Genomic DNA, 23980 nt, shown 5'->3' with positions numbered 1-23980 from the left:
TGGCCCGCCTCACCTACCGATTGTTCGGTCGTCGGCGCAATTTGGCTACAGGCGCCTCCAGCCTGTGGACAAACGGTTCCCCACAGCCTGTGATGGGCACAGGTCGTCCATACCGGGGAAGCGGGGGGACATGGGAGCTGAACAAATGGCCGACGGCGCGGCCCGAACCGGACAACCGCTCGCCCCCCGTCCGCTGGACGCGATCGACCGGGACATCCTCCGGATCCTCCAGGCCGACGGCCGGGCCTCGATACGCTCCGTGGCCGAGCGGGTGCACGTCTCCAGGGCCAATGCCTACGCCCGGATCAACCGGCTGCTCGACGACGGTGTGATCCGGGGCTTCAGCGCCCGGATCGACCATGAACGGGCGGGCCAGGGGGCCTCCGCCTACATCACCCTCAAGATCGTGCAGAACTCCTGGCGCACTGTGCGCGAGCAGCTCGAAGAGCTGCCGGGCGCCGCGCACATCGCCCTGGTCAGCGGTGATTTCGATGTACTGCTGCTGATCCACACCCGGGACAACAGGACCCTGCGGGAGCTGGTACTGACCCGGCTCCAGGCCATTCCGGAAGTGCTTTCCACCCGGACCCTGCTGGTCTTCGAGGAGACCGATCTCGACCGGGGCACGGGCGTCCCGGCGCCCGCGACGGCCCCGGACGACGACCCGGCCGACTGACCACCGCGCGGCGCCGTACGCGCACCGGGCGCGAAGCACCCGAAGCCGCCCGGGTCCGTCCCCGGAACGGGTCGCGAACGGGCGGCCCCCGCCACCAGCTCCCCGAACGGTCCGGAAGGGCCGTGGAGAGCCGCGGAGGGGCCCTGAAAGGCCGCGGGAAGCTGCGGGAGACCGCGGGAAGGCTTCCGGAGGCGTGGGAGGCTCAGCCCGCCGCCCGGGGCCCGTCGGCCGTCCGCAGGCCGTCGAAGGCGATCCGTACCACCGTCTCCGCCACCTGGTCCCCCTCCCAGCCGCCGCCGGGATGCGGCCGGTACCACTCGACCAGGGAATTGACCATCCCGAAGAGGAGCCGGGTGGCGAGCCGGGTGTCCACATCGGCCCGCAGATCTCCGTCGGCCGCCGCCGCCCGCAGCAGATCGACCACCCGCTGGTCGAACTCGCGGCGCCGGTCCATGGCCCACCGCTCCGTCTTGGTGTTCCCCCGCACCCGCAGCAGCAGCGTCACATACGGCAGATCCGCCACCAGTACTTGTACGGTCCGCCGCACCACGTACTCGACCCGCTCCACGGCCCGGCCGCGCTGCGCCCCCGGTTCTTCGAGGATCGCGAAGAGCCCGTCGATCGCCCGGCTCACCGCCCGGCGCAGCAACTCCTCCTTGCCCGCCACATGGTGGTAGATCGACGATTTGGAGATCCCCGCCGCCTGGGAGAGGTGCTCCATGGAAGTGCCGTCGTAGCCGCGCTCGTTGAAGATCCGCACGGCCACCGTCAGCAGTGTCTCCGGTGTGTACGTGTCCCGCTTCGCGGTGGTCATCCGTCCGCTCCCTCACCCTGGAAAGTCCGCCGGTAGAGCGCGTATCCGGGGGCGTAGCGCCCCGACGGCAGATAGCCGTGCATCTCCTCCAGCTGGTGGTACGCCCATCCCGGCGGCAGCCGCCGCTCCCAGCCGAACGGGCCCACGGGATGACCGGCGCCGTGCCGCATCGCCCGGTCGACGTCCGTTTCGCTCGCCACGCCCCGGGCGACCGCGTCCGCGGCGATGTCGATCAGCATCGCCACCGTGCGGGCCACGATCAGGCCCGGTACGTCGGCCACGACGCTGACCTTCTTGCCCAGCGCCTGGAAGAGGCCGACCGCCTCGGCGGCGGTCCGCTCCGACGCGGTCCGCGCGGGCGCGATCGCGACCCGGGTCGCGGCCCGGTAGTCGAGCGCCAGATCGACCTGGACCCATTCCCTCCCCCGGCCGGGCGGCGCGCCGGTGGCCGGTACGACGAATCCGCCGCCCGGCAGCTCCAGACCGGGCCGCCACCGCCCGTCGTTCCCCTCGCGTACGGGGATCCCGGCCTCTGCCACCAGCTCCGCCAGTTCGGCCGTGAGCCCCTTGACGGCCCCGACCGTGACATAAGGAGGCGCGTCGACGGGCTCCGCGGTCCGCGGAAGGGGCCGTTCCGCGCCCGGTGTGTGGTCGTACCAGCCGTGGCCCGTCTTACGGCCCAGCAGCCCGGCCTCCACGAGCCGCCGCTGCGCCAGGGACGGGAGGAACTTCGGGCTCTGGAAGAAGGAGTTCCAGACGGAACGGGTGACGGCCTCGTTGATGTCCTGGCCGATCAGATCGGTCAGTTCGAACGGGCCCATCGGGAAGCCGCCGCACTCGCGGAGCACCGCGTCGATCGTGGCCGGGTCGGCCGCCCGCTCCTCGTACAAGGCGAAGGCTTCGGCGTAGAAGGGCCGGGCCACCCGGTTGACGATGAAGCCGGGTTCGTCGGCGGATTCGACCGGGACCTTGCCCCAGGCCTCGACGGTCGCCCCGGCCAGCGCCGTGTACCGGGCGCCGGTCGTCCGGCCGCCGACGACCTCCACCAGGGGCATCAGGGGCGCGGGGTTGAAGAAGTGGAGTCCGACCAGCCGCTCCGGGCGGCCGAGCGCGCCCGCGACGGCGGTGACCGAGAGGGAGGAGGTGTTGGTGGCGAACAGGCAGTCCTCCGCGACCAGGACTTCGAGGGCCCGGAAGAGGTTCTGCTTGACCTCCAGGTCCTCGGCGACGGCCTCCACGACGAGGGCGGCGTCCGCGAGCCCGGAGACACTGTCGACCGTACGGAGCCGGGAGCGGGCGGCGTCCCGCTCGACCGCGTCCATCCGGCCCTTCTCGACGAGCCGGTCGAGGCGGGCGCCGATGTCCTTCACGGCCTCGGCCGCGCGCTCCCCGTCCTGGTCGTAGAGGTGTACGGGGTGTCCGGCGGCCAGGGCCACCTGGGCTATGCCCCGGCCCATCGTCCCGGCGCCGACGACCGCGACGAGGGCGCCGGGCGGCAGCGGGGCCGCAGGCTCGGCGGACTCGGCGGATCCGGTGGATTCAGCGGATTCGGCGAGCGCGGCGGGGACCTCTGGAGCGGCGGTCCGGCCGGGCCCGGCGCGGTCGGCGGACCCGTCGCCCGGGGCCCGCCCGGCGGCGGTCCCGGGCTCGATGGCGGTCATGGAGGTGATCCTCCCCGATGAGTTGTCCACAGCTTCGACAGGCCCCCTTGTACCGACCGATCGTTCGGTTACTCTAACCCTGTCCGCTCATCCCCGCCCACAGCTCGACGAGGAGTTGGTCCGTCATGACCCTGACCGAGGCCCGGCTGACCGGCCACCGGGCGACGCTCGACCAGGCCCTCGAAGCGATTCGCACCCGGGCCTACTGGTCCCCCCATCCCGAGCATCCGAAGGCGTACGGGGAGAGCGCCCCGGCCGAAGGACTCGCCGCCTTCAAGGCGCTCGAGGGCACCCGGTTCGATCTGGGCCAGCCCGGCACGGACGGCTGGGCGGGCGCCGAAGTCTCGCCTTACGGGCCCGAGTTGCGGATCGAGTATCCCCATGCCGACCCGGATGTGCTCCTTCCCGCGATGCGCGCCGCCGTACCCGCCTGGCGGGACGCCGGGCCCGAACGGCGGGCCCTGGTCTGTCTGGAGATCCTCGCCCGGATCGCGGCGCGGACGCATGAGATCGCCCATGCCGTGATGCACACCAGCGGACAGGCGTTCATGATGGCGTTCCAGGCGGGCGGGCCGCACGCCCAGGACCGGGGCCTGGAAGCCGTGGCCTACGCCTATCAGGAGCAGACCAGGACCCCGGGGACGGCGGACTGGGCCAAGCCGCAGGGGAAACGGGACCCGCTGAAGCTGCGGAAGTCGTTCACCACGGCCGGGCGCGGTGTCGCCCTGGTCATCGGTTGCAACACCTTCCCCACCTGGAACGGCTATCCGGGGCTCTTCGCCTCCCTCGCCACCGGCAATCCGGTGCTGGTGAAGCCGCATCCGAGGGCCGTGCTCCCGCTCGCGCTCACCGTCGGAATCGCCCGGGAGGCGCTCGCGGACGCGGGCTTCGACCCGAATCTGGTCTGTCTGGCCGCCGAGCACCCCGGGGAGGGCATCGCCAAGACCCTCGCGCTCCGCCCCGAGGTCAGGATCATCGACTACACCGGCTCGACCGCCTTCGGCGACTGGCTGGAGACCCACGCCCGCCAGGCCCAGGTCTATACCGAAAAAGCGGGGGTGAACACGGTCGTCGTCGACTCCACCGACGACTACCAGGGCATGCTGTCCAATCTGGCCTTCTCCCTCTCCCTCTACAGCGGCCAGATGTGCACCACCCCGCAGAACCTGCTGATCCCGCGCGACGGCATCGCCACCGACGCGGGCCACAAGTCGTACGACGAGGTGGTGGGCGGTCTCGCCGCGTCGGTGGGCGGACTGCTCGGCGACGACGCCCGGGCCAACGCCCTGCTGGGCGCGCTGGTCAATCCGGATGTGAAGACGCGGCTGGACGGGGCGGCCGGACTGGGCGAGGTCGCGCTGCCCTCCCGGAAGGTGACACATCCGGAGTTCCCGGACGCGGTGGTCCGTACCCCGGTCATCGTCAAGCTGGACGGGGGCGAGCCGGACTCGGAGGCGGTCTATCTCTCCGAGTGCTTCGGTCCGGTGTCGTTCGCGGTCGCGGTGGACTCCACGGCCGCCGCGGTCGAACTGCTGCGGCGCACGATCCGCGACCAGGGCGCGATGACGGTCGGGGCGTATACGACGTCGGAGAAGGTCGAGCGGGCCCTGGAGGAGGTCTGTCTGGACGAGCCGGCCCAGCTCTCCCTCAATCTCACCGGCGGGGTGTACGTCAACCAGACGGCCGCCTTCTCCGACTTCCACGGCTCGGGCGGCAACCCGGCGGCCAACGCGGCGCTCTGCGACGGGGCGTTCGTCGCCAACCGCTTCCGGGTGGTGGAGGTCCGCCGCCAGGCGTAGGCCGTCTCTTGTGGATCCTGCCGGGGGTCAGGAGGGCGCGGAGATCTCGGCGTACCGCTGGACCCAGGCGTGCATGGCGATCGCCGCGGCGGCCCCGGCGTTGATCGACCGGGTCGAGCCGAACTGGGCGATCGAGCAGACCATGGCCGCGTGCTCCCGGGCCTCCTCGGTCAGCCCCGGGCCCTCCTGGCCGAAGAGGAGCACACAGCGGCGCGGCAGCACGGTCCGCTCCAGCGGTACGGCGCCGGGGAGGTTGTCGATCCCGATCACCGGCAGCCCCTCGGCCGCCGCCCAGGCCGTCAGGGCGGCGGTGTCGGGATGGTGCCGGACGTGCTGATAGCGGTCGGTGACCATGGCACCGCGCCGGTTCCAGCGGCGGCGGCCCACGATATGGACCTCCCGGGCCAGAAAGGCGTTCGCGGTCCGGACGACGGAGCCGATATTGAAGTCGTGGCTCCAGTTCTCCACCGCGATATGAAAATCGTGCCGCCGGGTGTCGAGATCGGCGACGACGGCCTCCCGCGTCCAGTAGCGGTAGCGGTCGGCCACATTGCGGCGATCGCCTCCGGCCAGGAGTTCGGGGTCGTAGCGCTCACCCTCGGGCCAGGGCAGCGGATGCGGCCCGACCCCGATCTCGGGGCCGTAGCCGTCGTCGTACTGCACCGGCTCGTCCGTCCCGGCCACCTGGCCGCCGTCCCCGGCGGCCCCGCTGATCCCACTGACCCCACCGGCCTCGGCAGCACCGGCGTACACGGTGGCGCCGGACGCCCCCTCGGGGACGGCCGGGACGGCCGCCGGATCGGCTTCGGGCGCGGTACCTCGGGTCGTGCTCACCCCACGAGCGTACGGGGCGCGCCGGATTCCCCGGTCCGCTGCTCCGGCAGTACGGCCCCGGGGCCCGCCCCCTCCGGACCGTCCCCGGCGTCCGGCCGCTTCCCGCCCCGGCCCAGCAGCCGGTCCCGGCCGCGCGTCACCCGGACACCGAGCCAGACCAGGAAGGCGGTCGGCAGGAAGACGGCGTCGGCGGCGATCATCGCCATCGAGAAGAACGGCAGCCCCATGATCACGGCGATCGCCGCGTGCTCGGCGATCATGACCACCAGCAGGACGTTCTTCACCCGGCGGTGGAAGAGGGTGAAGGGGAAGGCGACCTGCACGACGACCGTGCCGTAGGTCAGCGCCATCACCATCAGCCCGTGCGAGCCCAGCATCTCGGAGAGGGCGGGCCAGGGGGCGAAGTAGTCCAGCTCCAGGGTGTAGTAGAGCGCCGTGCCGTCGCCCCAGCGGGAGCCCTGGATCTTGTACCAGCCCGCGGTGGCGTAGATCAGACAGACCTCCGCCATGATCACCACGAGTCCGACGTTGTGCCCGATGTTGGCGAGGGTGTCCAGCAGGATCCGGGGCTGCTCCGGCACACCGGGCCGGTGCGCCAGCCACCACAGGGCCAGCCCGGCCCACATGCCCCAGAGCACCAGCAGGATGAAGAGGCCGGTCCGGTTCTCCACCGTGGCCAGCAGCAGGGCGGTACCGGTCACCACCCACAGCACCGGGCCCACCCGGTCGGGCGTGCCGGGTGCCTTACGGGCCCGGGCGGCGTCCAGCGACCAGACCCGGCCGCACCGGGTGACCAGCAGATAGATCGCCATGATGTGGATGACGTTGTCGCCGCCGTCGCCGACGAAGATCGTCCGGTTCTGGAGCGACAGCACACCGACCATGAAGAGGGCCGACATGGTGCGGGTCCGCCAGCCCAGACAGAGACCGAGCGCGGCCAGGCCCGCCAGGACGTAGACGATCTCGAACCAGAGCTCGCCGTCCGACCACATCAGGACCGTGAAGGAGTCGTTGCCGGAGATGAAGCCGTCCGCGAGCTGCCAGCTCCACGGCCCGTCGGGGCCGTACAGCTGATGGCGGTGCGGGAACTCCCGGAGCAGGAAGAACAGCCAGGTCGCGGAGAAGCCGATCCGGATGATCGCGCTCTGGTAGGGGCCGAAGGCGGTCGCGGTGACCTTCTGGAGCAGTTCGGCGGTCCGGGTGGAGCCCTCGTTCGTACCGCTCATCGGGCCGCCTCCGCGCGCTCGCCGTTCGCCCCGGCGCCGTCCTTGCCGCCGTTCTTACCGCTGTCCGCCGCGCGGACGCCGTGGCCGAGCGGCCGGTCGGCGTCGGTGACGTTCCACCACGGCAGCACCCGGTACGAGGGCCGGGTGTCGGCCTTCTCCTTCGACCACGGCGGCGCCTGCACCAGGATCGCCACCGAGCGGATCTGGATCCGCTCCACCCTCCCCCCGAGATCGTGGTCCCGTTCGATCCGCAGCATCACCAGCCGCCGCAGATAGGTCTCGGACTGCTCGCCGCGGAGGCCGGTGGCCCGGTTCTGGTCGTCGTGCGAACCGGTGTAGAAGTCCCAGGCCCGGCGGAGCTGGTTCTGCGCGGTGTGGCTGGGCAGCAGGCTGCCGCGGATCGCGTCGACGTCGTCGGCGCCCAGATCGATCCACTCCGTGGTCTTCTTCTCGCCGCCCGCGCCGGACAGCTCCGCCTTCACCTGGATGGTGATGTTCTGCTGGAGCGGGTTGGGGGCGAAGAGCTTCCAGTTCTGCTCGAACTCGGGCAGCACCCAGCCGTCCACGGCTTCGCTGTACTCCTTGCTGGCGGTATTGGAGGGCGCCACGTGCAGAAAGACCATCAGCAGATGGACGGCGCCGACCAGGGCCGCCAGGCCCAGCACGACGGCGGCGGTGACCTGGTACGGGAAGGAGAGCGCGGCGAGCCCCGCGGTGGGCGCGGCACCCGGGCCCTCGTCTCCGGCGCCGGGGGTCCTGCCGGAGCCGGGACGGCCGGGGCCTTCGCCGGATGCGTCGCGGCCGGGCTCGCTCACCCCACCGGCGGATCCGGCGGCCGAACCCGCGGGGACGCCCGTGGCGGTGCCGTCGGCGGCCTTGCCTCCGGCGGTGCCGTCGGCGGCCTTGCCTCCGGCGGTTCCGCCGGGGGCCGAGGCCTCGGCGCCGGCAGCGGCGGAATCGGGGCCGGACTCACGTTCCCGCCGGTCGGAGGGGGGAGGCGGGGTGCCGTCCGGTGGGGAGCCGGGCCGTCGGCCCCTCTGTTCCCGTGCGCCTTCGTGCTCGTAGGAGTCCATCCCGCCCCGATCCCGCCGGTCCCACCTCGGTTATCCACAGGGTTGACACCTTAAGGGCCGCCGACCCACCATTGAAGTCAATGAACCGAACGATCGGTCGGTAGGGGGTTCGGATGACGTCAGTGACGGCGGATACGCCGGAGATGTACGGCCCGGCGCCCGGCGCCGGCCCAGGATCCGCCGGGGCCGCCGAGTCCTCGGGGGCCGCGAGAGCCTCGGAGCCCGGGGCGTCCGCGCAGGAGGTCTTCGACGCGGCCGTGGCGGCCGACGAGCGGATCGAGCCGCGCGACTGGATGCCCGACGCCTACCGGGCCACCCTGGTCCGGCAGATGGCCCAGCACGCCCACTCCGAGATCATCGGCATGCAGCCCGAGGCCAACTGGATCACCCGCGCCCCTTCTCTGCGCCGCAAGGCGATCCTGATGGCCAAGGTGCAGGACGAGGCGGGCCACGGCCTCTATCTGTACAGCGCCGCGGAGACCCTGGGCGTCAGCCGCGACGAGCTGCTGGACAAGCTCCACGCGGGCCGCCAACGGTACTCCTCGATCTTTAACTACCCCACCCTGACCTGGGCCGACGTCGGCGCCATCGGCTGGCTGGTGGACGGCGCCGCGATCACCAACCAGGTGCCGCTGTGCCGCTGCTCCTACGGTCCCTACGCCCGCGCGATGGTCCGGATCTGCAAGGAGGAGTCCTTCCACCAGCGCCAGGGTTACGAGCTGCTGCACGCCCTCTCCCGGGGCACCCCCGCCCAGCACGCGATGGCCCAGGACGCCGTGGACCGCTGGTGGTGGCCGTCGCTGATGATGTTCGGCCCGCCGGACGACGAGTCGGCGCACTCGGCGCAGTCCATGGCCTGGAAGATCAAGCGCCACTCCAACGACGAGCTGCGGCAGCGCTTCGTGGACATCTGCGTCCCCCAGGCCGAATCCCTCGGCCTCACCCTCCCCGACCCCGATCTCCGGTGGAACGAGGAGCGCGGCCACCACGACTTCGGCGCGATCGACTGGGCCGAGTTCCACGCGGTCCTCAAGGGCAACGGCCCCTGCAACGAAGAGCGGCTGTCCCAGCGCCGCCGGGCCCACGAGAACGGCGCCTGGGTCAGGGACGCCGCCGCGGCCCACGCCGCCAAGCGGTCCGCCCGCACCACCGCGTCCCTGGAGGCCACGGCATGAGCGGCAGCAGCGGCACGACGGAGTGGCCCATGTGGGAGGTGTTCGTCCGGTCCCGGCGCGGCCTCTCCCACACCCATGCCGGAAGCCTGCACGCCCCGGACGCCGAGATGGCCCTGCGGAACGCCCGGGACCTGTACACCCGGCGCGGCGAGGGCGTGTCGATCTGGGTGGTGCCGTCGACCGCCGTCACCGCCTCGTCGCCGGACGAGAAGGACCCCTTCTTCGAGCCCTCCGCCGACAAGCCCTACCGCCATCCCACGTTCTACGAGATCCCGGACGGGGTGAAGCATCTGTGACCGCCGCACCGGCCGAGGCCGACGCCGCGGCGCTCGCCCTCGGAGACGACGCGCTGGTGCTCTCGCACCGGCTGGGGGAGTGGGCGGGCCACGCCCCCGTCCTGGAGGAGGAGGTCGCGCTCGCCAACATCGCCCTCGATCTGCTCGGCCAGGCCCGGGTACTGCTCTCCCTCGCCGGCGACGAGGACGAGCTGGCCTACCTCCGCGAGGAGCGCGCCTTCCGCAATCTCCAGCTGGTCGAGCAGCCCAACGGCGACTTCGCCCGGACGATCGTCCGCCAGCTCTACTTCTCCACCTACCAGCATCTTCTGTACGAGCGGCTGGCCGCCGCCGAGAGCCGCTTCACCGCCCTCGCCGCCAAGGCGGTCAAGGAGGTCGCCTACCACCGGGACCACGCCGAGCAGTGGACGCTGCGGCTGGGTGACGGCACCGAGGAGAGCCGGCGCCGGATGCTGCGGGCCGTCGAGGAACTGTGGCGGTTCACCGGGGAGCCGTTCCAGTCCTTCACCGGGCTGATCCACCGCACCGACGACGCGGCCGACCCCGTCAGCGGGGCCGGTGGGGCGGGGGTCGACGGGCGGGAGCTGGAGGCCGCGTGGCTGGCGTCCGTGACCGCCGTGCTGACCCGGGCGACGCTCCCGGTACCCGAAGGTCCGCGCACCGGCGGCTGGACCGCGGGCGCCGGACGGCAGGGCATCCACACCGAGCCCTTCGGCCGGACCCTGGCCGAGATGCAGCATCTGCACCGCAGCCATCCGGGGGCGTCATGGTGAACGGCACGACACCGCGCCCCGCCGGGGACACCGCCCTGGAGGCGGAGCTGCGACGCGTCGCGGGAGCCGTCCCCGACCCGGAACTGCCGGTGGTGACCCTCGCCGAGCTGGGCGTGCTGCGCGACGTCAGGGTGCTCGGACCGGGCCGGGTGGAGGTGGACCTGACCCCGACCTACACCGGCTGCCCCGCCGTCGAGGCCATGAGCGACGACATAGAGCGCGCCCTGCTCGGACACGGCATGGCGGAGGTCTCCGTCGTCACGGTGCTCTCCCCCGCCTGGTCGACCGATGACATCACCTCCGAAGGGCGGCGCAAGCTGGCCGAGTCCGGAATCGCCCCGCCCCGGCCGCACCCGGCGTCCGGGCCGGTCCCGGTGGGCCTCTCCGTCCGCTGTCCCCACTGCGGTTCCACCGAGACCGAACTGCTCAGCCGGTTCTCCTCGACCGCCTGCAAGGCGCTGCGCCGCTGTGTCTCCTGCCGTGAACCCTTCGACCACTTCAAGGAGTTGTAGATGTTCCATCCGCTCCGGGTCGCCGCGGTCGACCGGCTCACCGACGACGCCGTCGCCGTCACCTTCGACGTGCCGCCCGAACTGGCCGCCGAGTTCCGGCACACCCCCGGTCAGCACCTCGCGCTGCGCCGCGTCGTCGACGGCGCGGAGATCCGCCGGACTTACTCGATCTGCGCCCCCGCCGCCCCGCCGCCCCGGGACGGCGAGGACGACACGGCCCCGGCCTTCCGGCCCGTCCTCAGGGTGGGCATCCGGCTGGTCGAGGGCGGCGAGTTCTCCACCTGGGCACTGAAGGAGCTGGCCGTCGGCGACCGGGTCGAGGTGATGCCCCCGATGGGCCGGTTCCGGCTCGATCCCCGCCCCGGATACTTCGCGGCGATCGTCGGCGGCAGCGGGATCACCCCGGTGCTGTCGATGGCCGCGACACTGCTGGCCCGGGAACCGGACGCCCGGTTCTGTCTGATCCGGAGCGACCGGACCGTCGCGTCGACAATGTTCCTGGACGAGGTCGCGGACCTCAAGGACCGCTATCCGGACCGGTTCCAGCTGGTCACGGCGCTCTCCCGGGAGGAGCAGTCATCGGGTCTGCCGTCCGGACGGCTGGACGGCGAGCGGCTGGCCGGGCTGCTGCCCGCACTGCTCCCGGTGGCCGCGGTGGACGGCTGGTTCCTGTGCGGACCGCTGGGCCTGGTGGCCTCGGCCGAGCGGACCCTGCGCGGGCTCGGGGTCGACCGCTCCCGGATCCACCAGGAGATCTTCCATGTCGACGACGGCTCGGCGCCCGCGCCCGCCCCGCTGCCCGTCCCCGACCGGGCCACGCTCACGGCGACCCTGCACGGCCGCTCCGGCGACTGGCCCGTCCGGGAGCGGGAGTCGCTGCTGGAGACCGTGCTGCGGAACCGGTCCGACGCGCCGTACGCCTGCAAGGGCGGCGTCTGCGGAACCTGCCGGGCGTTCCTGGTCAGGGGCGAGATCCGGATGGACCGCAACTTCGCCCTGGAGCCGGAGGAGACGGAGGCGGGCTATGTCCTGGCCTGCCAGTCCCACCCGGTGACCCGGGAGGTGGAGCTGGACTTCGACCGCTGACGCCCGGCTGCCCGGCTGCCCGGTCGCCCACGCGCAGTCGCCCGCCCGGCGCCCGGGCGGGCCGAAGGGTGCCTTCAGAGGACGATCGCGGGGCCTTCGCCGTCCGTGATCATCGGACGTCCGGCGGCCTCCCAGGCGTACATTCCGCCGTCGATGTTCACCGCGTCGATGCCCTGCTGGGTGAGGTACGCCGTGACCTGCGCGGACCGGCCGCCGGACCGGCACATCACATAGGCGCGCCGTCCGTCCTCCACGGCCTCGGTCACCTCGCCGAACCGGGCCACGAAGTCGCTCATCGGCACATGGAGGGCGCCGTCCACATGACCGGCCGTCCACTCGTCGTGCTCACGGACGTCCAGCATCAGCCCGTCGGCCGGTACCTCGGCCACGGTCACCGAGGGCAGCGGGGCGAAATTCATGCGTAAAGCCTCTTCTCGTACGTCATGGGCGACGGGCCGGACCACCCCCTTACGGGCGGACGGCACCCCGCCAACCTAACCGAGGAACGCGGCCAGCTCCCGCTCCCGCTCGGCGACCTGCGCCAGCAGCTGATCGGCGATCTGGTCCAGCAGCCCGTCGGGATCGTCCGGCGCCATCTTCAGCATCGCGCCGATCGCGCTCTCCTCCAGATCCCGGGCGACCACCACCAGCAGTTCCTTCCGCTGGGACAGCCACTCCAGCCGGGCGTACAGCTCCTCGGCCTCCCCCAGCGGATCCCGGACCGGCTCGGGACCGGCCTCCCACTCGGCGGTCAGCTCCCGCAGCGCCTCGGCGTCGCCCAGCGCGTAGGCGGCGTTGACCCGGGTCAGGAACTCCTCGCGGCGGGCCCGCTCGGTCTCCTCCTGGGCCAGATCCGGATGCGCCTTACGGGCCAGCTCACGGTAGAGCCGCCGGGCCTCCTCGCCCGGCCGGACCCGCTGCGGGGCCTGGACCGGCCGCCCGGTCAGCATCGCCGTCGCCTCGGGCGACAGCCCCTCCGCGTCCATCCAGCCGTTGAACAGCTCGTCGACCCCCGGCATGGGCAGTACGGCGGCCCGGGCCTCCCGGGCCTTGCGCAGATCCTCGGGGTCGCCGGTACGCGCCGCCTTGGCCTCGGCGATCTCCGCGTCCAGCTCGTCGAGGCGGGTGTACATCGGGCCGAGCTTCTGGTGGTGGAGCCGGGAGAAGTTCTCCACCTCCACCCGGAACGTCTCCACCGCGATCTCGAACTCGATCAGCGCCTGCTCGGCCGCGCGGACGGCCCGCTCCAGCCGGGCCTCGGGACGCTCGGCCGACGCCCCGGCCACCGCACCCCCAAGACCGCCCGGTCCGTCCCCGGAACCGCCGTCCGCCGCCGCGCCGGAGTCGGCCCCGGCGTCAGCTCCGGCGTCGTATCGGGTGCCGTCCTCGATGTCGTCCTGGGCGGGGGTCCGGCCGTCGTCACGGGTCGTCGGCCCGCCGGGTGCTTCGTGGGTCACCCGCCCAGCCTACGGGCGGGCGCCCACCGCGGTCACCCGCCCGCCCCGGCCACCGTCACCCGCCCCGGGCGAACGGCCTCACACGCCCTGTTCGGCCGCGATCCGCCCGGCGCCGACCGCCGCCACCAGATCCGCGTGATCCGCCTCCGTGCGGTCCGCGTAGGTCACCGCGAAAGCGGCCACGGCCTCGTCCAGTTCCTCGCCCCGGCCGCAGTACCCGGCCAGCAGCCTCGGATCGGCGCTGTGCGCGTGCGCCCTGGCCAGCAGGGCGCCCGTCATCCGCCCGTAGTCGTCGAGCTGCCCGGCCGAGAGCTCCGCCGGATCGACACTGCCCTTGCGGTTCCGGAACTGCCGGACCTGGAAGGGCCGCCCGGCGACCGTCGTCCAGCCCAGCAGATGGTCGCTGACGACCTGCATCCGCTTCTGGCCCCGGATGACCCGGCGGCCCTCGTGGTCCACCGCGGGGACCGGGAACCCGGCCGCCGCCAGATACGGCAGCAGCGCCGAAGGACGGGCCTCCTTCACCTGGAGCACCAGCGGATCGCCCCGGTGGTCCAGCAGCAACACCACATACGAGCGGGTGCCGACACTGCCCGTTCCCACCACCCGGAACGCCACGTCATGGATCGCGTAGCGGGCCAGCAGCGGCAGCCGGTCCTCCCCCACCGTCGTCAGATACTCGCCCAGCGCCCCGGCGACCGCCGCGGCCTCCTGGTCCGACACCCGCCGCAGCACCGGAGGCGCGTCGACGAACCGCCGCCCGCCGCCCTCCTCCTCCGGCACGGCCCGGGTCGACTTGGCCGCGAACCGGGCACTGGTGTTGTTCCGGGCCTTCTCCGATACCCGCTCCAGGGTGCCCGCCAGATCGCGGGCGTCCGTATGGGAGACCAGCTCCTCGTCCGCGATCGCGTTCCAGGCGTCCAGGGCGGGCAGCTTCGCCAGCAGCCGTACGGTGCGGCGGTACGCGCCCACCGCGTCGAAGGCGGCGCCGCGGCAGACGGTCTCGTCCACGCCCCCGGCCCGGCCCGCCAGCACCAACGAGGCGGCCAGCCGCTTGAGGTCCCACTCCCAGGGGCCGGGCACCGTCTCGTCGAAGTCGTTGAGGTCCATCACCAGACCGCCCCGGGCGTCCCCGTACAGCCCGAAGTTGGCCGCGTGGGCGTCACCGCAGAGCTGGGCGCCCACCCCGGTGACGGGGGTACCGACCAGGTCGTGGGCCATCAGCCCGGCCGCGCCGCGCAGAAAGGCGAAGGGGGAGGCCATCATCCGGCCGACCCGGATCGGGGTCAGCTCCGGCACCCGGCCCCGGCTGGACTCCAGTACGGCCGCCACCGCGTCGGGCCGCCCCGGGGGCAGCTCCAGCACCGCATGCGCCGACCGCGGTATCCGCTCGCGCAGCGCCTTCCCGGCCTGCTTGGGCGAGACGGCCGCCCCCGCGGGGACCCCGCCGCTCGGTACGGCACCCGCCGCACCGGCGGTACCGCCGCCCGGGGCGAACCCCCGGACCGCCGGAATCCGTGCCCCGCCGCCGGTGGCTCCCCCCGCCGCCGTCTCCGACTCGGTCCAGCCCATCGCGCGCCGCCTCCCCCACTCGGTACCAGAATCCGGCCGGGTAACTGTTCTCGGGCCCGGCTGCCCCGACCGTACCGCCCGGCGTCGAACACCCATACCCACCCCGGACCGGCGGCCGACCGGCGCCCCGCGGACCGTTTCACGTGAAACACCGCGAGCCGCACCCGCCGACGGACCGCACCGGGCGCGGCGGCGCCCTTCGGCGGCCCGGCTCATTCCTGGGGGCCGAGCCCCGCGTCCCGGGCCATCAGCGCCGCCTGGACCCGGTTCTCACACTCCAGCTTGGCCAGGATCCGGCTCACATACGTCTTCACGGTGGCCTCGCTCATATGCAGCCGCCGCCCCGCGTCCGCATTGGAGAGCCCCTCGCCCAGCAGCGCCAGAACATCCTGCTCCCGCCCGCTGAGCTGGGCGATCCTGGCCCGGGCCTGCTCGCCCCGCCCCACGGACCGGCCCGTCGCGAGCTGGTCGATCACATGCCGGGTGGCACCGGGCGAGAGGTAGGCGTCCCCGGCGACCGCCGCCCGTACGGCACCGATCAGCTCGGCGGGCGCGGTGTCCTTCAGCAGAAAACCGGCCCCACCGGACTCCAGGGCCCGCAGCACGTTCTCCCGCTCCCCGAAGGTGGTCAGGATGATCACCCTGGTGGCCGGGACGACCCGCCGAAGCTCTCCCATCGCCGTCAGCCCGTCCATCACCGGCATCTGGATGTCCAGCAGCACCACATCGGCGCCGTGCGACCGGGCGGCCTCCACCGCCTCCCGGCCGTTGGCGGCCTCGGCCACCACATCGATCTGCCGGTCGGAGGTGAGGATCATCCGGATCCCTGCCCTGATCAGCGGTTCGTCATCGGCGACGACCACCCGGATCCGTTCCCCCGCCATCGCGTCCTCACCCTCACCCTTGTCATGACCGGTCCGTACCGGCCGCGCCCCAGTCTGCCCGGTCCCCGGACCGGCGGCGCCCCCGCCCGGGCTTCCGAGACCGGCTAGAAGTCGACCTTCACCTCGTACGACTTCTTCTCGATCAGCTTCCCGTCCAGGAAACAGAACCGGAACACGGGTTCGCGGTCCAGATCGCTGCCGCTCTCCTCCGAGACCACGACCAGGCACTCCGACCCCTCGGGCTTCTTCGGATGCCCCTCGCCGTCACCGATACCGGTGGACCAGAACGAGTCCCCGGACGGCATCTCGCTCCGCACCTCGTCCTCCGGGGTGCCGAGCGCGATCGCCTCGTACTCCTTGTTGCTCACCAGGTTCTCCTCGGCGGAGCTGAACAACAGGAACCCCCCGACCGCCACCAGGGCCCCCAGCGCCATCACGACCAGGACCGAGATCCCGCATCCCAGTCCGACCCCGCCCAGCATCCCGCCGCGCCGGCCGCCCGCCGTCGGCCCGTACCCACCGTTCATCACCGGCTCCTGTCCCGCCATGGTGTTCCAGTTCATCGCCGGAACACCATGGCCGGGCGGGCCGAACCCCGGCTGCGTCGGAAAGTCTTCGTCCGGTGCGACGAAAGGCGCCTTCTCACCGGCCCCGTACGGCAGCACACCGGCCACCCGGAAGCCACCGCCCCCGACCGCCCCGGCATGGACGATCCCGCCGACCAGCCGGGCCCGCTCCCGCAGCCCGGTCAGCCCCTGACCGCCGCTGACGACCTCCCCCACCGGCCCGCCGGGCCGGGCCGGACCGTTGACGATCTCCACCACCAGGGAGTCCGGCTCGTACCGCAGCTCCACCGCGATCGAGGCCCCCGGCGCGTGCTTGTAGGCATTGGTCAGCGCCTCCTGGACGATCCGGTACGCCGCGTGATCGGCCGCCGCCGCCAGCGGCCGGCGCTCCCCGCACTGCCGCAGCGCCACCTCCTTGCCCGCGCCCCGGGCCGCCGCCACCAGGGCCGCCACCCCGGCCGTGCCCCGGGCGGCCCGCCCCGACTCGTCCACCGGCTCCGGCCCGGCCGTCTCGCCGTCCCGGAGGATGCCGACGACCTCCCGCAGTTCGTGCATCGCCCCGACCGACGCCTGCCGCAGCACCCCCACGGCGTCCCGCTGCCGCTCGGTCAGCTCGGAATCCACCTCCAGCGCCCCGGTGTGCACCGCGATCAGCGCCAGCTGATGGCCGAGGCTGTCATGCATGTCCTGGGCGATCCGCTGCCGCTCCCGCAGCCGCGCCTGCCCCGCCACCATCCGGCTCTCCCACTGCAACTGGGCGTTCCGCTCCCGCAGGGTGTCGAGCAGGGTCTGCCGCTGGGCCACATAGCGTCCGCCCAGACCGGGCACCACGACCAGCGCCAGATAGAGCAGCGCGCCCAGGCCCACCATCAGGGGCGTCAGGATGACACCGGGGCCGTAGTCCAGCAGCCCGATCACATGGACCACGAGGTACGCCCCGATGAAGGTGGCCAGGGTCCGCCCGGACTGCTCGATCCGGCGCCCCGCCGACCAGGCCATCAGGGGCAGGGCGAGCGCCATCCCCGCCAGCCAGCCGGAGGCGGCGGCGGTGACCAGGAACACAGTCGCGGGATACCGCCGCCGCAGCAGCGTCAGTACGGCGACTCCGACCCCGAGCAGCACCAGCCAGACCGTCCGCCCCTCGTCGAACAGCAGCCCCAGCACGGTGGAGAGACAGCCCGTGACCAGGGCGATCGTCAACTCCGTCCCGGGCGCACGGCGGCTCCTCGCAACGGGCTCCAGCCACTCCCAGCCACGGCGTATGCGCCCGGTCCAGAGCTTCATCGACATCTCCACACCGGCACCCTAGGCACCCCGCCCCACCCCCGACGGCCCACTTTCGTCCAGCCCGGCACCGACGAAGGTCGCCGTCGTGGCCGGTCGCGGCCCCGTCCCGACCGGCCCCTTCGCCTCCCTGCCCGGCCTCGCCTCGCCCCGTCTCAAGGGGCCCGGGCACATCCCCGTAATTCCCGGCCCGGTCCCGGGAACGCAGAAACGGCCGCCATCGTTTTCACGATGACGACCGTCTCGTCTGGTGCGCGAGGGGGGAGTTGAACTCTCCACTCGCGCACCATGCGTTTACCGCTCTGACCTGCGGTTACACCCTGCTCAGAGCCGGACTCGACTGGCCGTGTTCTCCGTGTCTTTCCTGCTGTTTCCGCCCGGCTCAGAGGGCTGTTGGTCATGCGTTGGTCATGCGTGACCAAACCGACCGACCAGCGTCACGGGCCACCTGTCTCAGACCGGCCAGGACTCTTCCGGGGTGTCGAGCCAGGCGGCTTGCCCGTGTGCTGTCACGGTGAGCCCGAACCGTTCGTGTCCCGGCTTCCCCTTGTTCTCCCACCACTGGTAGGCGGCTTCCGCTTCGTCCCAGAGACGACGTGGTCCGGACTGCCAGACCCGCGCCTTGTCCCCGTCCCGGAACATCACGCACGCCCATGAGCGATCGGTGAGCCCGTAGAGCCACACCGGCCGCGCCCCGTCCCGCTTCTCCGCGATCACGTGGTGGCAGTTCGGTACCCGGAGGCTGACGGCGAACCGCTGGGGACTGAACCGCTCCCCCATGAACGCGTCCTCCGTGAGGTCCGTGGACGACGTGTCCCGGTCTCCCGGGCCGCCTGTCACGTAGTCGCCGTGGACGACGGGGGAGAGGCGCTGCGCCCGGAGCTTCATGAACTCCACCGGCCCGGTGAAGGGCCCTGACGCGCTCCTCCCGTCCCGTGCGACGACGAGCCGGGCGACGGTGTCCCCGTTGCCGTAGTGGGTTCCCCAGGGGGCGACGATCAGCCCTCCCGGGCGGGCCTGTTCCACCCAGGCGAAGGGGATGTGCCGCACCCCGGCGGTGACGATGATCCGGTCGTACGGTGCGCCTTCCGGGTATCCCTCGTATCCGTCCCCGTGGATGACCCGTACGGGCGTGCCGAACCGCTTGAGGGATTCCCGCGCCCGTTCGGTGACCGCACTGTCCACCTCCACCGTGACGACGTTCCCCACCCCCGTGCGGTGGGCGAGCAGAGCGGCGTTCCATCCGGTCCCGGTGCCGACTTCCAGCACCCGGGCACCCGGGTGTACATCCAGGTCCCGGAGCATCCGGAACACGACGCTCGGCATGGATGCCGAGGATGTGGAGACCTGCCCGGGTTCCGTGCCGGTGTGCTGTCCGTCGTCCCACTGGGTGACGACGGGTACGTCGGCGTCCGCGTACCCGAACCACGCCCCGGGGTCGTCCGCTCTGGACACGGCAACGCTCGTGCCCGCGTCCATGTCGAAGGGCCACATCAGATCGGGGAGGAATGCCGACCGGGGAACGGCCGCGAACGAGGGGGCCCAGTCGGAGGAGAGGAATCCGGCTGACATGAGGACACGCCCCAGCTCTGTGCGGCTGGGGCGGTCCTGGTGTGCGTTGGCAGTCACTGGGTGACTACCTCACTTCTTCGGAGGGTTGGGGACGCCGGGCCCGCCGTCCGGCGTGGGCGGGGCGGGCGGTCCGGGCCACGGCTCGCCCGGCAGGCCGTCGCCTCCGTCGCCGCCCCTGTTGGTCAAGGTGTCGTGGATCATGACCTTCTCCTCTCGGTGTCGTTCCTTGCGATCCGTCCGGCTGCCGACCGTCACGCAGACAGCCGGACGGGGTCTTGCCCGCCCCTGCCGGATTCCATCGAGCTTGGGGAAGCCTGATCGGTTGGTGTCCGGCAGGGGCGGAGTCTCGTTAGGGGCCGTTCCAGGCGAGTGAGATCAACAGGCCCGCGCAGATGGCATAGGCGACGGCCATACCAACGGCCACGGCGTAGGGGCGAAGCTTGTTCATGCCACCCCCCAGTTCTTCGTCCGGCGGGCGTTGTCCTCCCGGACGCGTGCCCGCAGCGTGGCGAGTGCGGGACTGTCCTTCCCGGAGTCGGCGGGCTTGGTCCGCTCCACCGGCTCGGCGGTCGCCCGTTCCGGGCAGTCGGGGTTGGGGCACTGGCACGGCGGGAACCTGAGCGGGTTGTCCATCACCGCGCCCCGTCCCGCTCGGCCGCACTGCGGTGCGGGTGCTGCTCGATCATGGCGCTGTACTTGCGGACCCCGGGAACGTCGCCCCGGTGCCTGCACCGGTCACGCCCGTTCGATGCCGCAGCACAGATCGCGCACCCTTCCACGGGCACCGGCTCCAGCTCGGAGCCGCGCATCACCAGGGGCTCACTGCCGCTCACGGTTCACCACCTGGTCCCGGTACCACTGAAGTCCGCCCTCTACGCGTCGCAGAACGTCCCGTGACCCTGCCGTCCACCCTTGGCGGGGTTCAAGGGTGACCCACCGCCAGGGGCCGTGAGTCCGTAAGCGAGCGACCATGGCGGCGATGTCGTCGCCCTGAGCGTGCGTGTCAGTCATGGTCGGTTGCCGTACCTTCCCGCCTAGGCTGTTCCTGTGCGTGACTTACTGGTCACAGGATTACCGGCAGGGGCGTACGCTCGACAGACCGGAGCGTTGGACAACGTCAACTGTCCAAGGGGAGCGGGAGGTTCATATGACCGTTGAGTCCGAGACCGACGAGCTGGACTCCACCGCGTCACCACTCGCGCACTTCGGTAATGAGGTCAGAATTGAACGTGAGTTGCTGAGTATGTCGCGCGCCGAACTCGGCAAGGAAGCGACCTGTAGTCCCTCGCTGGTGGCCAAGATAGAAACTGGGGACAGGGTTCCTCAGCTCTCATTCGCGGAGACGTGCGATCGCGTCTTTCCCCATGCGCGCGGGCGCTTCGTACGCCTGTGGCCGCTGGCTCTCCGCTACGCCTTCCCGCCCTGGTTCCGGCGCTACGTGGAACTGGAGTGGAAGGCCACCACGGTGCATATGTTTCACCCGCTACTCCTGCCCGGATTGGTGCAGACGCGGGAGTATGCGACGGCCATACTCAAAGAAGGTCGGCCAGAGAACTTGGAGGACCTCGTGACGGCACGGCTCGAACGGCAGCACATCTTGCAGCGTGAGCGTCCTACCCGCCTCTGGCTTGTGCTCCATGAGCGCGCGCTACGCAACGTAGTCGCGGGCAGGGAAGTGATGGGGAGGCAGCTTGGTCGGCTGCTAGAGCTTGCCGAGACACCGACACATCGAGTGCAGATCATCCCTGACGACGGCCGTCAGCGCGGCCCCATGGCAAGCCCCTTCGGGTTGCTCGGATTCAGTGAGGGGGCGGACGTAGTGCACGTGGACGGCTTTCCCCGGGGCTACGTCCTGGCGGAAGCACCAGACGTAGCGGACGCGCATGATGCCTATGATCTGCTCAAGACCTTGGCCGCGCCGCTGGACAAGTCGGCAGAGCTGATCGCCTCCATCTCAAAGGACTGTTACTCATGACCCGTGCCCGCATCCCTGCGCAGGACTGGACGAGTTCGAGCTACAGCCAGGGCAATGGCGGTGAGTGCGTGGAGTGGGCCCCGGCGTACGCGGCGGCCACCGGCATAGTGCCCGTACGGGACAGCAAGGTGACGGGCGGATCGGTCCTCATGCTCACTTCTGACGCGTTCGCCGGACTGGTGACGCTCGCCCGCGACACCCACATCTGATCGCCCCCGTGGGGCCCACAGGCCCGATCTGAACCCCTGCTCCCTTCCGGGCGGGGGTTCTGTCATGAGGCCGTCCACGGCCGCCTGCGCCCCCCGGTCCGCCTGTCCGGCAGGGGGAACGACGAGACCCCCAAGCGCGATGCCCGGGGGTCGTGGTGTGGCCGGTGAGTCCGGCCGCGACGGTCATGTACGTCATCGTCCCGCCCGGTACGTCAAGCACATGACGTACCGCACGGAGCGCCTGTGCGCCTGTCTCAGGCGCTCTCTCCAAGATGCCGGTACAAGGTGGTGCGCCCGATCCCCAGGGCCTTGGCGATGGACGTGACGCTCTCGTCGTTGGCGTACCGGGCGCGGGCTATGGCTAGCTTGTCGTCATCCATGACGGACGGGCGTCCGCCCACGTTGCCCTTGCGGGCCGCAGCGTCCAGTCCCTCAAGGGTCTTCTCCCGGATGCCCTCCCGCTCGACTTCGGCACTGACGGCGAGGACGGCGAAGACGATCGCCCCCGCGCCGTTCGGGTCGTACACCCCCGTGAGGGGACCGGAGAGCAGTTCCAGTTGGATGCCGTCCGCTTGCAGGGTGGATGACAGGGTCATGAGTTCAGCGGCGCTCCGGGCGAGACGCTTCATCTCCACCACGGTGAGGATGACCGGCTGGTTGGGTGCCGCCGTCTTGATCTCCCGGGCGAGGGTGAGTGCCTTCTCAAGCTCCGGGCGTTCCTTGATCCGGCTGCTGATCTTCTCGGAGAAGACCCGGGTGCACTGAGCGCGCGCAAGGCCGTCCAACTGGGACTGGAGTTCCTGCCCGACCGTGGAGCAGCGGGCATAGCCGACGCGTATCGCCGCGCCCGGGGTCGCTACCGGCCTAACCGGAACCGGGTCTCCCGCTTTCCATGGCTTGCCGGGGTTCCGGTCGGCGGGGGTCTTCACCGTCAGCTCCGCCTTGAGTGAGGGCACCAGGACGAAACGGCCCGTGTGGTAGTTCGCTGCCACCTTGCCCGTGGTCGTACGGCAGGGGCTTCCTGCGGGGGCCGTGCACTTCGGGCAGTCGTGGCGCTCGACCTGTTCGGCCGGGATGTTCGTGGTCATGATCGGGACTGTTCCATAAACGTGTCCCGAAAGCTAGATCCGGAGGGGGTCTTTCGGGACGAGTTTCGGAACACTCGCGAGGGGGTGAACCGGGCCTCCCTCTCGGCTCCGCCGAGTGTCCCGATAACGAGGGTTTACGGGACGCCCCTTCTCTGCCCTCTGCTCTGTCGTGCTGTTGGTCCTGGCGCTCATTTTGACCGGGCGCGACCGCGCCCGACCTGGGCTTACTCGTAGGGCTGTGCGCCTGCCTGAGCGCCCGCCGCTCCCCTCCGCCCCCCGGCCTTGCCCGTGACGGACTGTCGGCCGTCCACGGGGCGCACAGCCGTTCGCCTGCCCATCGGGCAGGGGTGAGCCTGCGACGGCGAAGCGGGCGGAGCCAAGGACCAGCCCGGAGCGCGACGGCAAGAGGGGTGGGGGATGACCCCCTGAAGGCGACTTCGAGGACCGGCGTGTCTTGGCGGCTCAGATTGGGCCACAGTCCCAGGGTCGATGGGGGCGACGGCGAACCGGTGGGGGAAGGTGCCACCGGTAAGACATGGCAGACCCCTCCTTGCCACGGTTTCAGGGTCTTTGTGCCAACCCTCAAGCCCCCCGCCGGCTGGGGCATAGCCCCAGGTCAGGGCGTTGCGTCGAGTTTTGTACCACGCTGGAGAGCTGCACAGGAATGAAGCCTTGAGAGGCTTGGCGAAGGGTCTTCCCAGGTGGGCCGCGTAGCGGCCCTTACCCGAAGCGGGCTTCCCTCTATGGCGGCCGGACGGCCGCCCCCTGCCGCTTACCTCTTCGCCGTCGCGCTCACCCCTGTGAGGGGCGCTACCGCGCCCCCTCTTCTCTTCGCCGCTGAACGAAGCGGCTTCACGCTGTCGGCCCCGAAGGGGCCGCACTCCGTCTACCCGTCTTCTCTCTGTGGCGGCCGGACGGCCGCCCCTTGGATGCTTCCTTGGTCTTGCCCTTATACAGATATAGAAGGGCACGAAGAACTTCCCAGGTCAGATGGGTGCAGCTTCACGCCGGGCGTGAAGCAGCTTCACGTTTCCCGTGGAGGGTGGCTAGGAACGCCACACCCGGGCGTTGTGCTGGCTGCATGAGATCGCCCCTTTCCCCGTTCGGGCGTGGTGGTGCGACAGCATCAGGCACCGGGCGTTGGACTCGCCCTTGATCAGCCCCTTGTCCTTCGCTCGGGCGACGGCGTTGGCCACGCTCCCGTCACTGGGGCGCTTGCCGTTCTCGTCCGCCAGGATCTCCGCAAGCTCACCGGACTGGAACTCGGCATGCCCGATCTGGTTCAAGCGCCACTGCGCGGCGAAGTAGGCGCGGAGCCAGAGCGGGAGATCCGCATCCCGGGCGATGCGCCCGCAGTCGGTCTTGGAGACCTTGTTCCAGAACATGCCCGGGCCGAAGCCTTCTCGCATCGAGCGCACGCGTCCTTACCTGTGGGGCGTACGCGGGTA

At 71.5% G+C, this 23980-nt stretch carries 25 protein-coding genes; 9 read left to right on the top strand and 16 right to left on the bottom strand.

Annotated elements, in window-relative coordinates:
• Positions 1-145: 145 nt before the first annotated feature.
• The gene (locus ABZ714_RS09095; protein WP_358824611.1) at positions 146-676 is read left to right on the top strand and encodes an Lrp/AsnC family transcriptional regulator; all 531 of its coding nucleotides are present in this window, start codon (positions 146-148) and stop codon (positions 674-676) included.
• Positions 677-878: 202 nt separating this feature from the next.
• On the opposite strand, the gene ABZ714_RS09090 is transcribed toward ABZ714_RS09095, so the two are convergent.
• Positions 879-1490, bottom strand: coding sequence for a TetR/AcrR family transcriptional regulator (locus ABZ714_RS09090; RefSeq protein WP_358824501.1), 612 nt, complete (start codon positions 1488-1490; stop codon positions 879-881).
• Positions 1487-3151, bottom strand: coding sequence for a 3-hydroxyacyl-CoA dehydrogenase (locus ABZ714_RS09085; RefSeq protein ID WP_358824500.1), 1665 nt, complete (start codon positions 3149-3151; stop codon positions 1487-1489). Before ABZ714_RS09085 ends, ABZ714_RS09090 begins: the two co-directional genes overlap by 4 nt.
• A 125-nt stretch (positions 3152-3276) precedes the next feature.
• On the opposite strand from ABZ714_RS09085, the gene paaN reads away from it, so the two are divergent.
• Positions 3277-4950 (top strand): phenylacetic acid degradation protein PaaN, encoded by a 1674-nt coding sequence (gene paaN / locus ABZ714_RS09080; protein ID WP_358824499.1) that lies wholly within the window; start codon positions 3277-3279, stop codon positions 4948-4950.
• 27 nt (positions 4951-4977) lie between these two features.
• On the opposite strand, the gene ABZ714_RS09075 is transcribed toward paaN, so the two are convergent.
• The 3 genes from ABZ714_RS09075 to ABZ714_RS09065 all read right to left on the bottom strand — a co-directional run bounded on the left by ABZ714_RS09075 (position 4978) and on the right by ABZ714_RS09065 (position 8083).
• A complete protein-coding gene (locus ABZ714_RS09075; protein WP_358824610.1) occupies positions 4978-5634 on the bottom strand; it encodes a TrmH family RNA methyltransferase in 657 nt (218 codons plus the stop codon).
• Between the two features lie 146 nt (positions 5635-5780).
• Entirely contained in the window at positions 5781-7010 is a 1230-nt protein-coding gene (locus ABZ714_RS09070) for an HTTM domain-containing protein (RefSeq protein WP_358824498.1), read from the bottom strand.
• Positions 7007-8083: a DUF5819 family protein gene (locus tag ABZ714_RS09065; protein WP_358824497.1), complete on the bottom strand. Its 1077-nt coding sequence runs from the start codon at positions 8081-8083 to the stop codon at positions 7007-7009. The genes ABZ714_RS09070 and ABZ714_RS09065 overlap by 4 nt, the downstream gene beginning before the upstream one ends.
• Positions 8084-8196: 113 nt before the next feature.
• Between ABZ714_RS09065 and paaA the strand changes: the two genes are divergently transcribed.
• Genes paaA through ABZ714_RS09040 form a run of 5 tightly spaced genes read left to right on the top strand, consistent with a single transcriptional unit; the run spans position 8197 to position 11925 of the window.
• Positions 8197-9258, top strand: coding sequence for a 1,2-phenylacetyl-CoA epoxidase subunit PaaA (gene paaA / locus ABZ714_RS09060; RefSeq protein WP_358824496.1), 1062 nt, complete (start codon positions 8197-8199; stop codon positions 9256-9258).
• On the top strand, positions 9255-9554 hold the full coding sequence (gene paaB, locus ABZ714_RS09055) for a 1,2-phenylacetyl-CoA epoxidase subunit PaaB (protein WP_358824495.1): 300 nt from the start codon (positions 9255-9257) through the stop codon (positions 9552-9554). The genes paaA and paaB overlap by 4 nt, the downstream gene beginning before the upstream one ends.
• Complete coding sequence (gene paaC / locus ABZ714_RS09050) at positions 9551-10327, top strand: 1,2-phenylacetyl-CoA epoxidase subunit PaaC (protein ID WP_358824494.1); 777 nt, start codon at positions 9551-9553, stop codon at positions 10325-10327. The genes paaB and paaC overlap by 4 nt, the downstream gene beginning before the upstream one ends.
• The gene (gene paaD, locus ABZ714_RS09045) at positions 10321-10839 is read left to right on the top strand and encodes a 1,2-phenylacetyl-CoA epoxidase subunit PaaD (protein ID WP_358824493.1); all 519 of its coding nucleotides are present in this window, start codon (positions 10321-10323) and stop codon (positions 10837-10839) included. Before paaC ends, paaD begins: the two co-directional genes overlap by 7 nt.
• Positions 10840-11925 (top strand): 2Fe-2S iron-sulfur cluster-binding protein, encoded by a 1086-nt coding sequence (locus ABZ714_RS09040; protein WP_358824492.1) that lies wholly within the window; start codon positions 10840-10842, stop codon positions 11923-11925.
• A gap of 74 nt (positions 11926-11999) precedes the next feature.
• On the opposite strand, the gene ABZ714_RS09035 is transcribed toward ABZ714_RS09040, so the two are convergent.
• From ABZ714_RS09035 to ABZ714_RS08995, 9 genes are all read right to left on the bottom strand, one after another.
• Positions 12000-12344, bottom strand: a complete 345-nt coding sequence (locus ABZ714_RS09035; protein ID WP_358824609.1) for a rhodanese-like domain-containing protein — start codon at positions 12342-12344, stop codon at positions 12000-12002.
• 75 nt (positions 12345-12419) lie between these two features.
• Positions 12420-13382, bottom strand: a complete 963-nt coding sequence (locus ABZ714_RS09030) for a hypothetical protein (RefSeq protein ID WP_358824491.1) — start codon at positions 13380-13382, stop codon at positions 12420-12422.
• A gap of 78 nt (positions 13383-13460) precedes the next feature.
• A complete protein-coding gene (locus tag ABZ714_RS09025) occupies positions 13461-14954 on the bottom strand; it encodes a DUF2252 domain-containing protein (RefSeq protein WP_358824490.1) in 1494 nt (497 codons plus the stop codon).
• A gap of 212 nt (positions 14955-15166) precedes the next feature.
• Complete coding sequence (locus ABZ714_RS09020) at positions 15167-15838, bottom strand: response regulator transcription factor (protein ID WP_358824489.1); 672 nt, start codon at positions 15836-15838, stop codon at positions 15167-15169.
• 104 nt (positions 15839-15942) lie between these two features.
• On the bottom strand, positions 15943-17694 hold the full coding sequence (locus ABZ714_RS09015) for a histidine kinase (protein WP_358824608.1): 1752 nt from the start codon (positions 17692-17694) through the stop codon (positions 15943-15945).
• Between the two features lie 447 nt (positions 17695-18141).
• A complete protein-coding gene (locus ABZ714_RS09010) occupies positions 18142-19317 on the bottom strand; it encodes a methyltransferase domain-containing protein (RefSeq protein WP_358824488.1) in 1176 nt (391 codons plus the stop codon).
• 12 nt (positions 19318-19329) lie between these two features.
• Positions 19330-19461 (bottom strand): hypothetical protein, encoded by a 132-nt coding sequence (locus ABZ714_RS09005; RefSeq protein ID WP_358824487.1) that lies wholly within the window; start codon positions 19459-19461, stop codon positions 19330-19332.
• 243 nt (positions 19462-19704) lie between these two features.
• Positions 19705-19893, bottom strand: coding sequence for a hypothetical protein (locus ABZ714_RS09000; protein ID WP_358824486.1), 189 nt, complete (start codon positions 19891-19893; stop codon positions 19705-19707).
• Entirely contained in the window at positions 19893-20093 is a 201-nt protein-coding gene (locus ABZ714_RS08995; protein ID WP_358824485.1) for a hypothetical protein, read from the bottom strand. Before ABZ714_RS08995 ends, ABZ714_RS09000 begins: the two co-directional genes overlap by 1 nt.
• 314 nt (positions 20094-20407) lie before the next feature.
• Here ABZ714_RS08995 and ABZ714_RS08990 point away from each other — a divergent pair, with 314 nt between their 5' ends.
• Positions 20408-21235: a helix-turn-helix transcriptional regulator gene (locus tag ABZ714_RS08990; RefSeq protein ID WP_358824484.1), complete on the top strand. Its 828-nt coding sequence runs from the start codon at positions 20408-20410 to the stop codon at positions 21233-21235.
• A complete protein-coding gene (locus tag ABZ714_RS08985) occupies positions 21232-21444 on the top strand; it encodes a DUF397 domain-containing protein (protein WP_358824483.1) in 213 nt (70 codons plus the stop codon). Before ABZ714_RS08990 ends, ABZ714_RS08985 begins: the two co-directional genes overlap by 4 nt.
• A 254-nt stretch (positions 21445-21698) precedes the next feature.
• On the opposite strand, the gene ABZ714_RS08980 is transcribed toward ABZ714_RS08985, so the two are convergent.
• Positions 21699-22532: a recombinase family protein gene (locus ABZ714_RS08980; protein WP_358824482.1), complete on the bottom strand. Its 834-nt coding sequence runs from the start codon at positions 22530-22532 to the stop codon at positions 21699-21701.
• Positions 22533-23578: 1046 nt separating this feature from the next.
• Complete coding sequence (locus tag ABZ714_RS08975; RefSeq protein WP_358824481.1) at positions 23579-23950, bottom strand: hypothetical protein; 372 nt, start codon at positions 23948-23950, stop codon at positions 23579-23581.
• Positions 23951-23980: the final 30 nt, after the last annotated feature.

Origin of the sequence: Streptomyces sp. NPDC006798 (genome assembly GCF_040635975.1) — a bacterium.
Taxonomy (GTDB): Bacteria; Actinomycetota; Actinomycetes; order Streptomycetales; family Streptomycetaceae; genus Streptomyces.
This window is presented reverse-complemented; position numbering and strand designations above follow the sequence as displayed.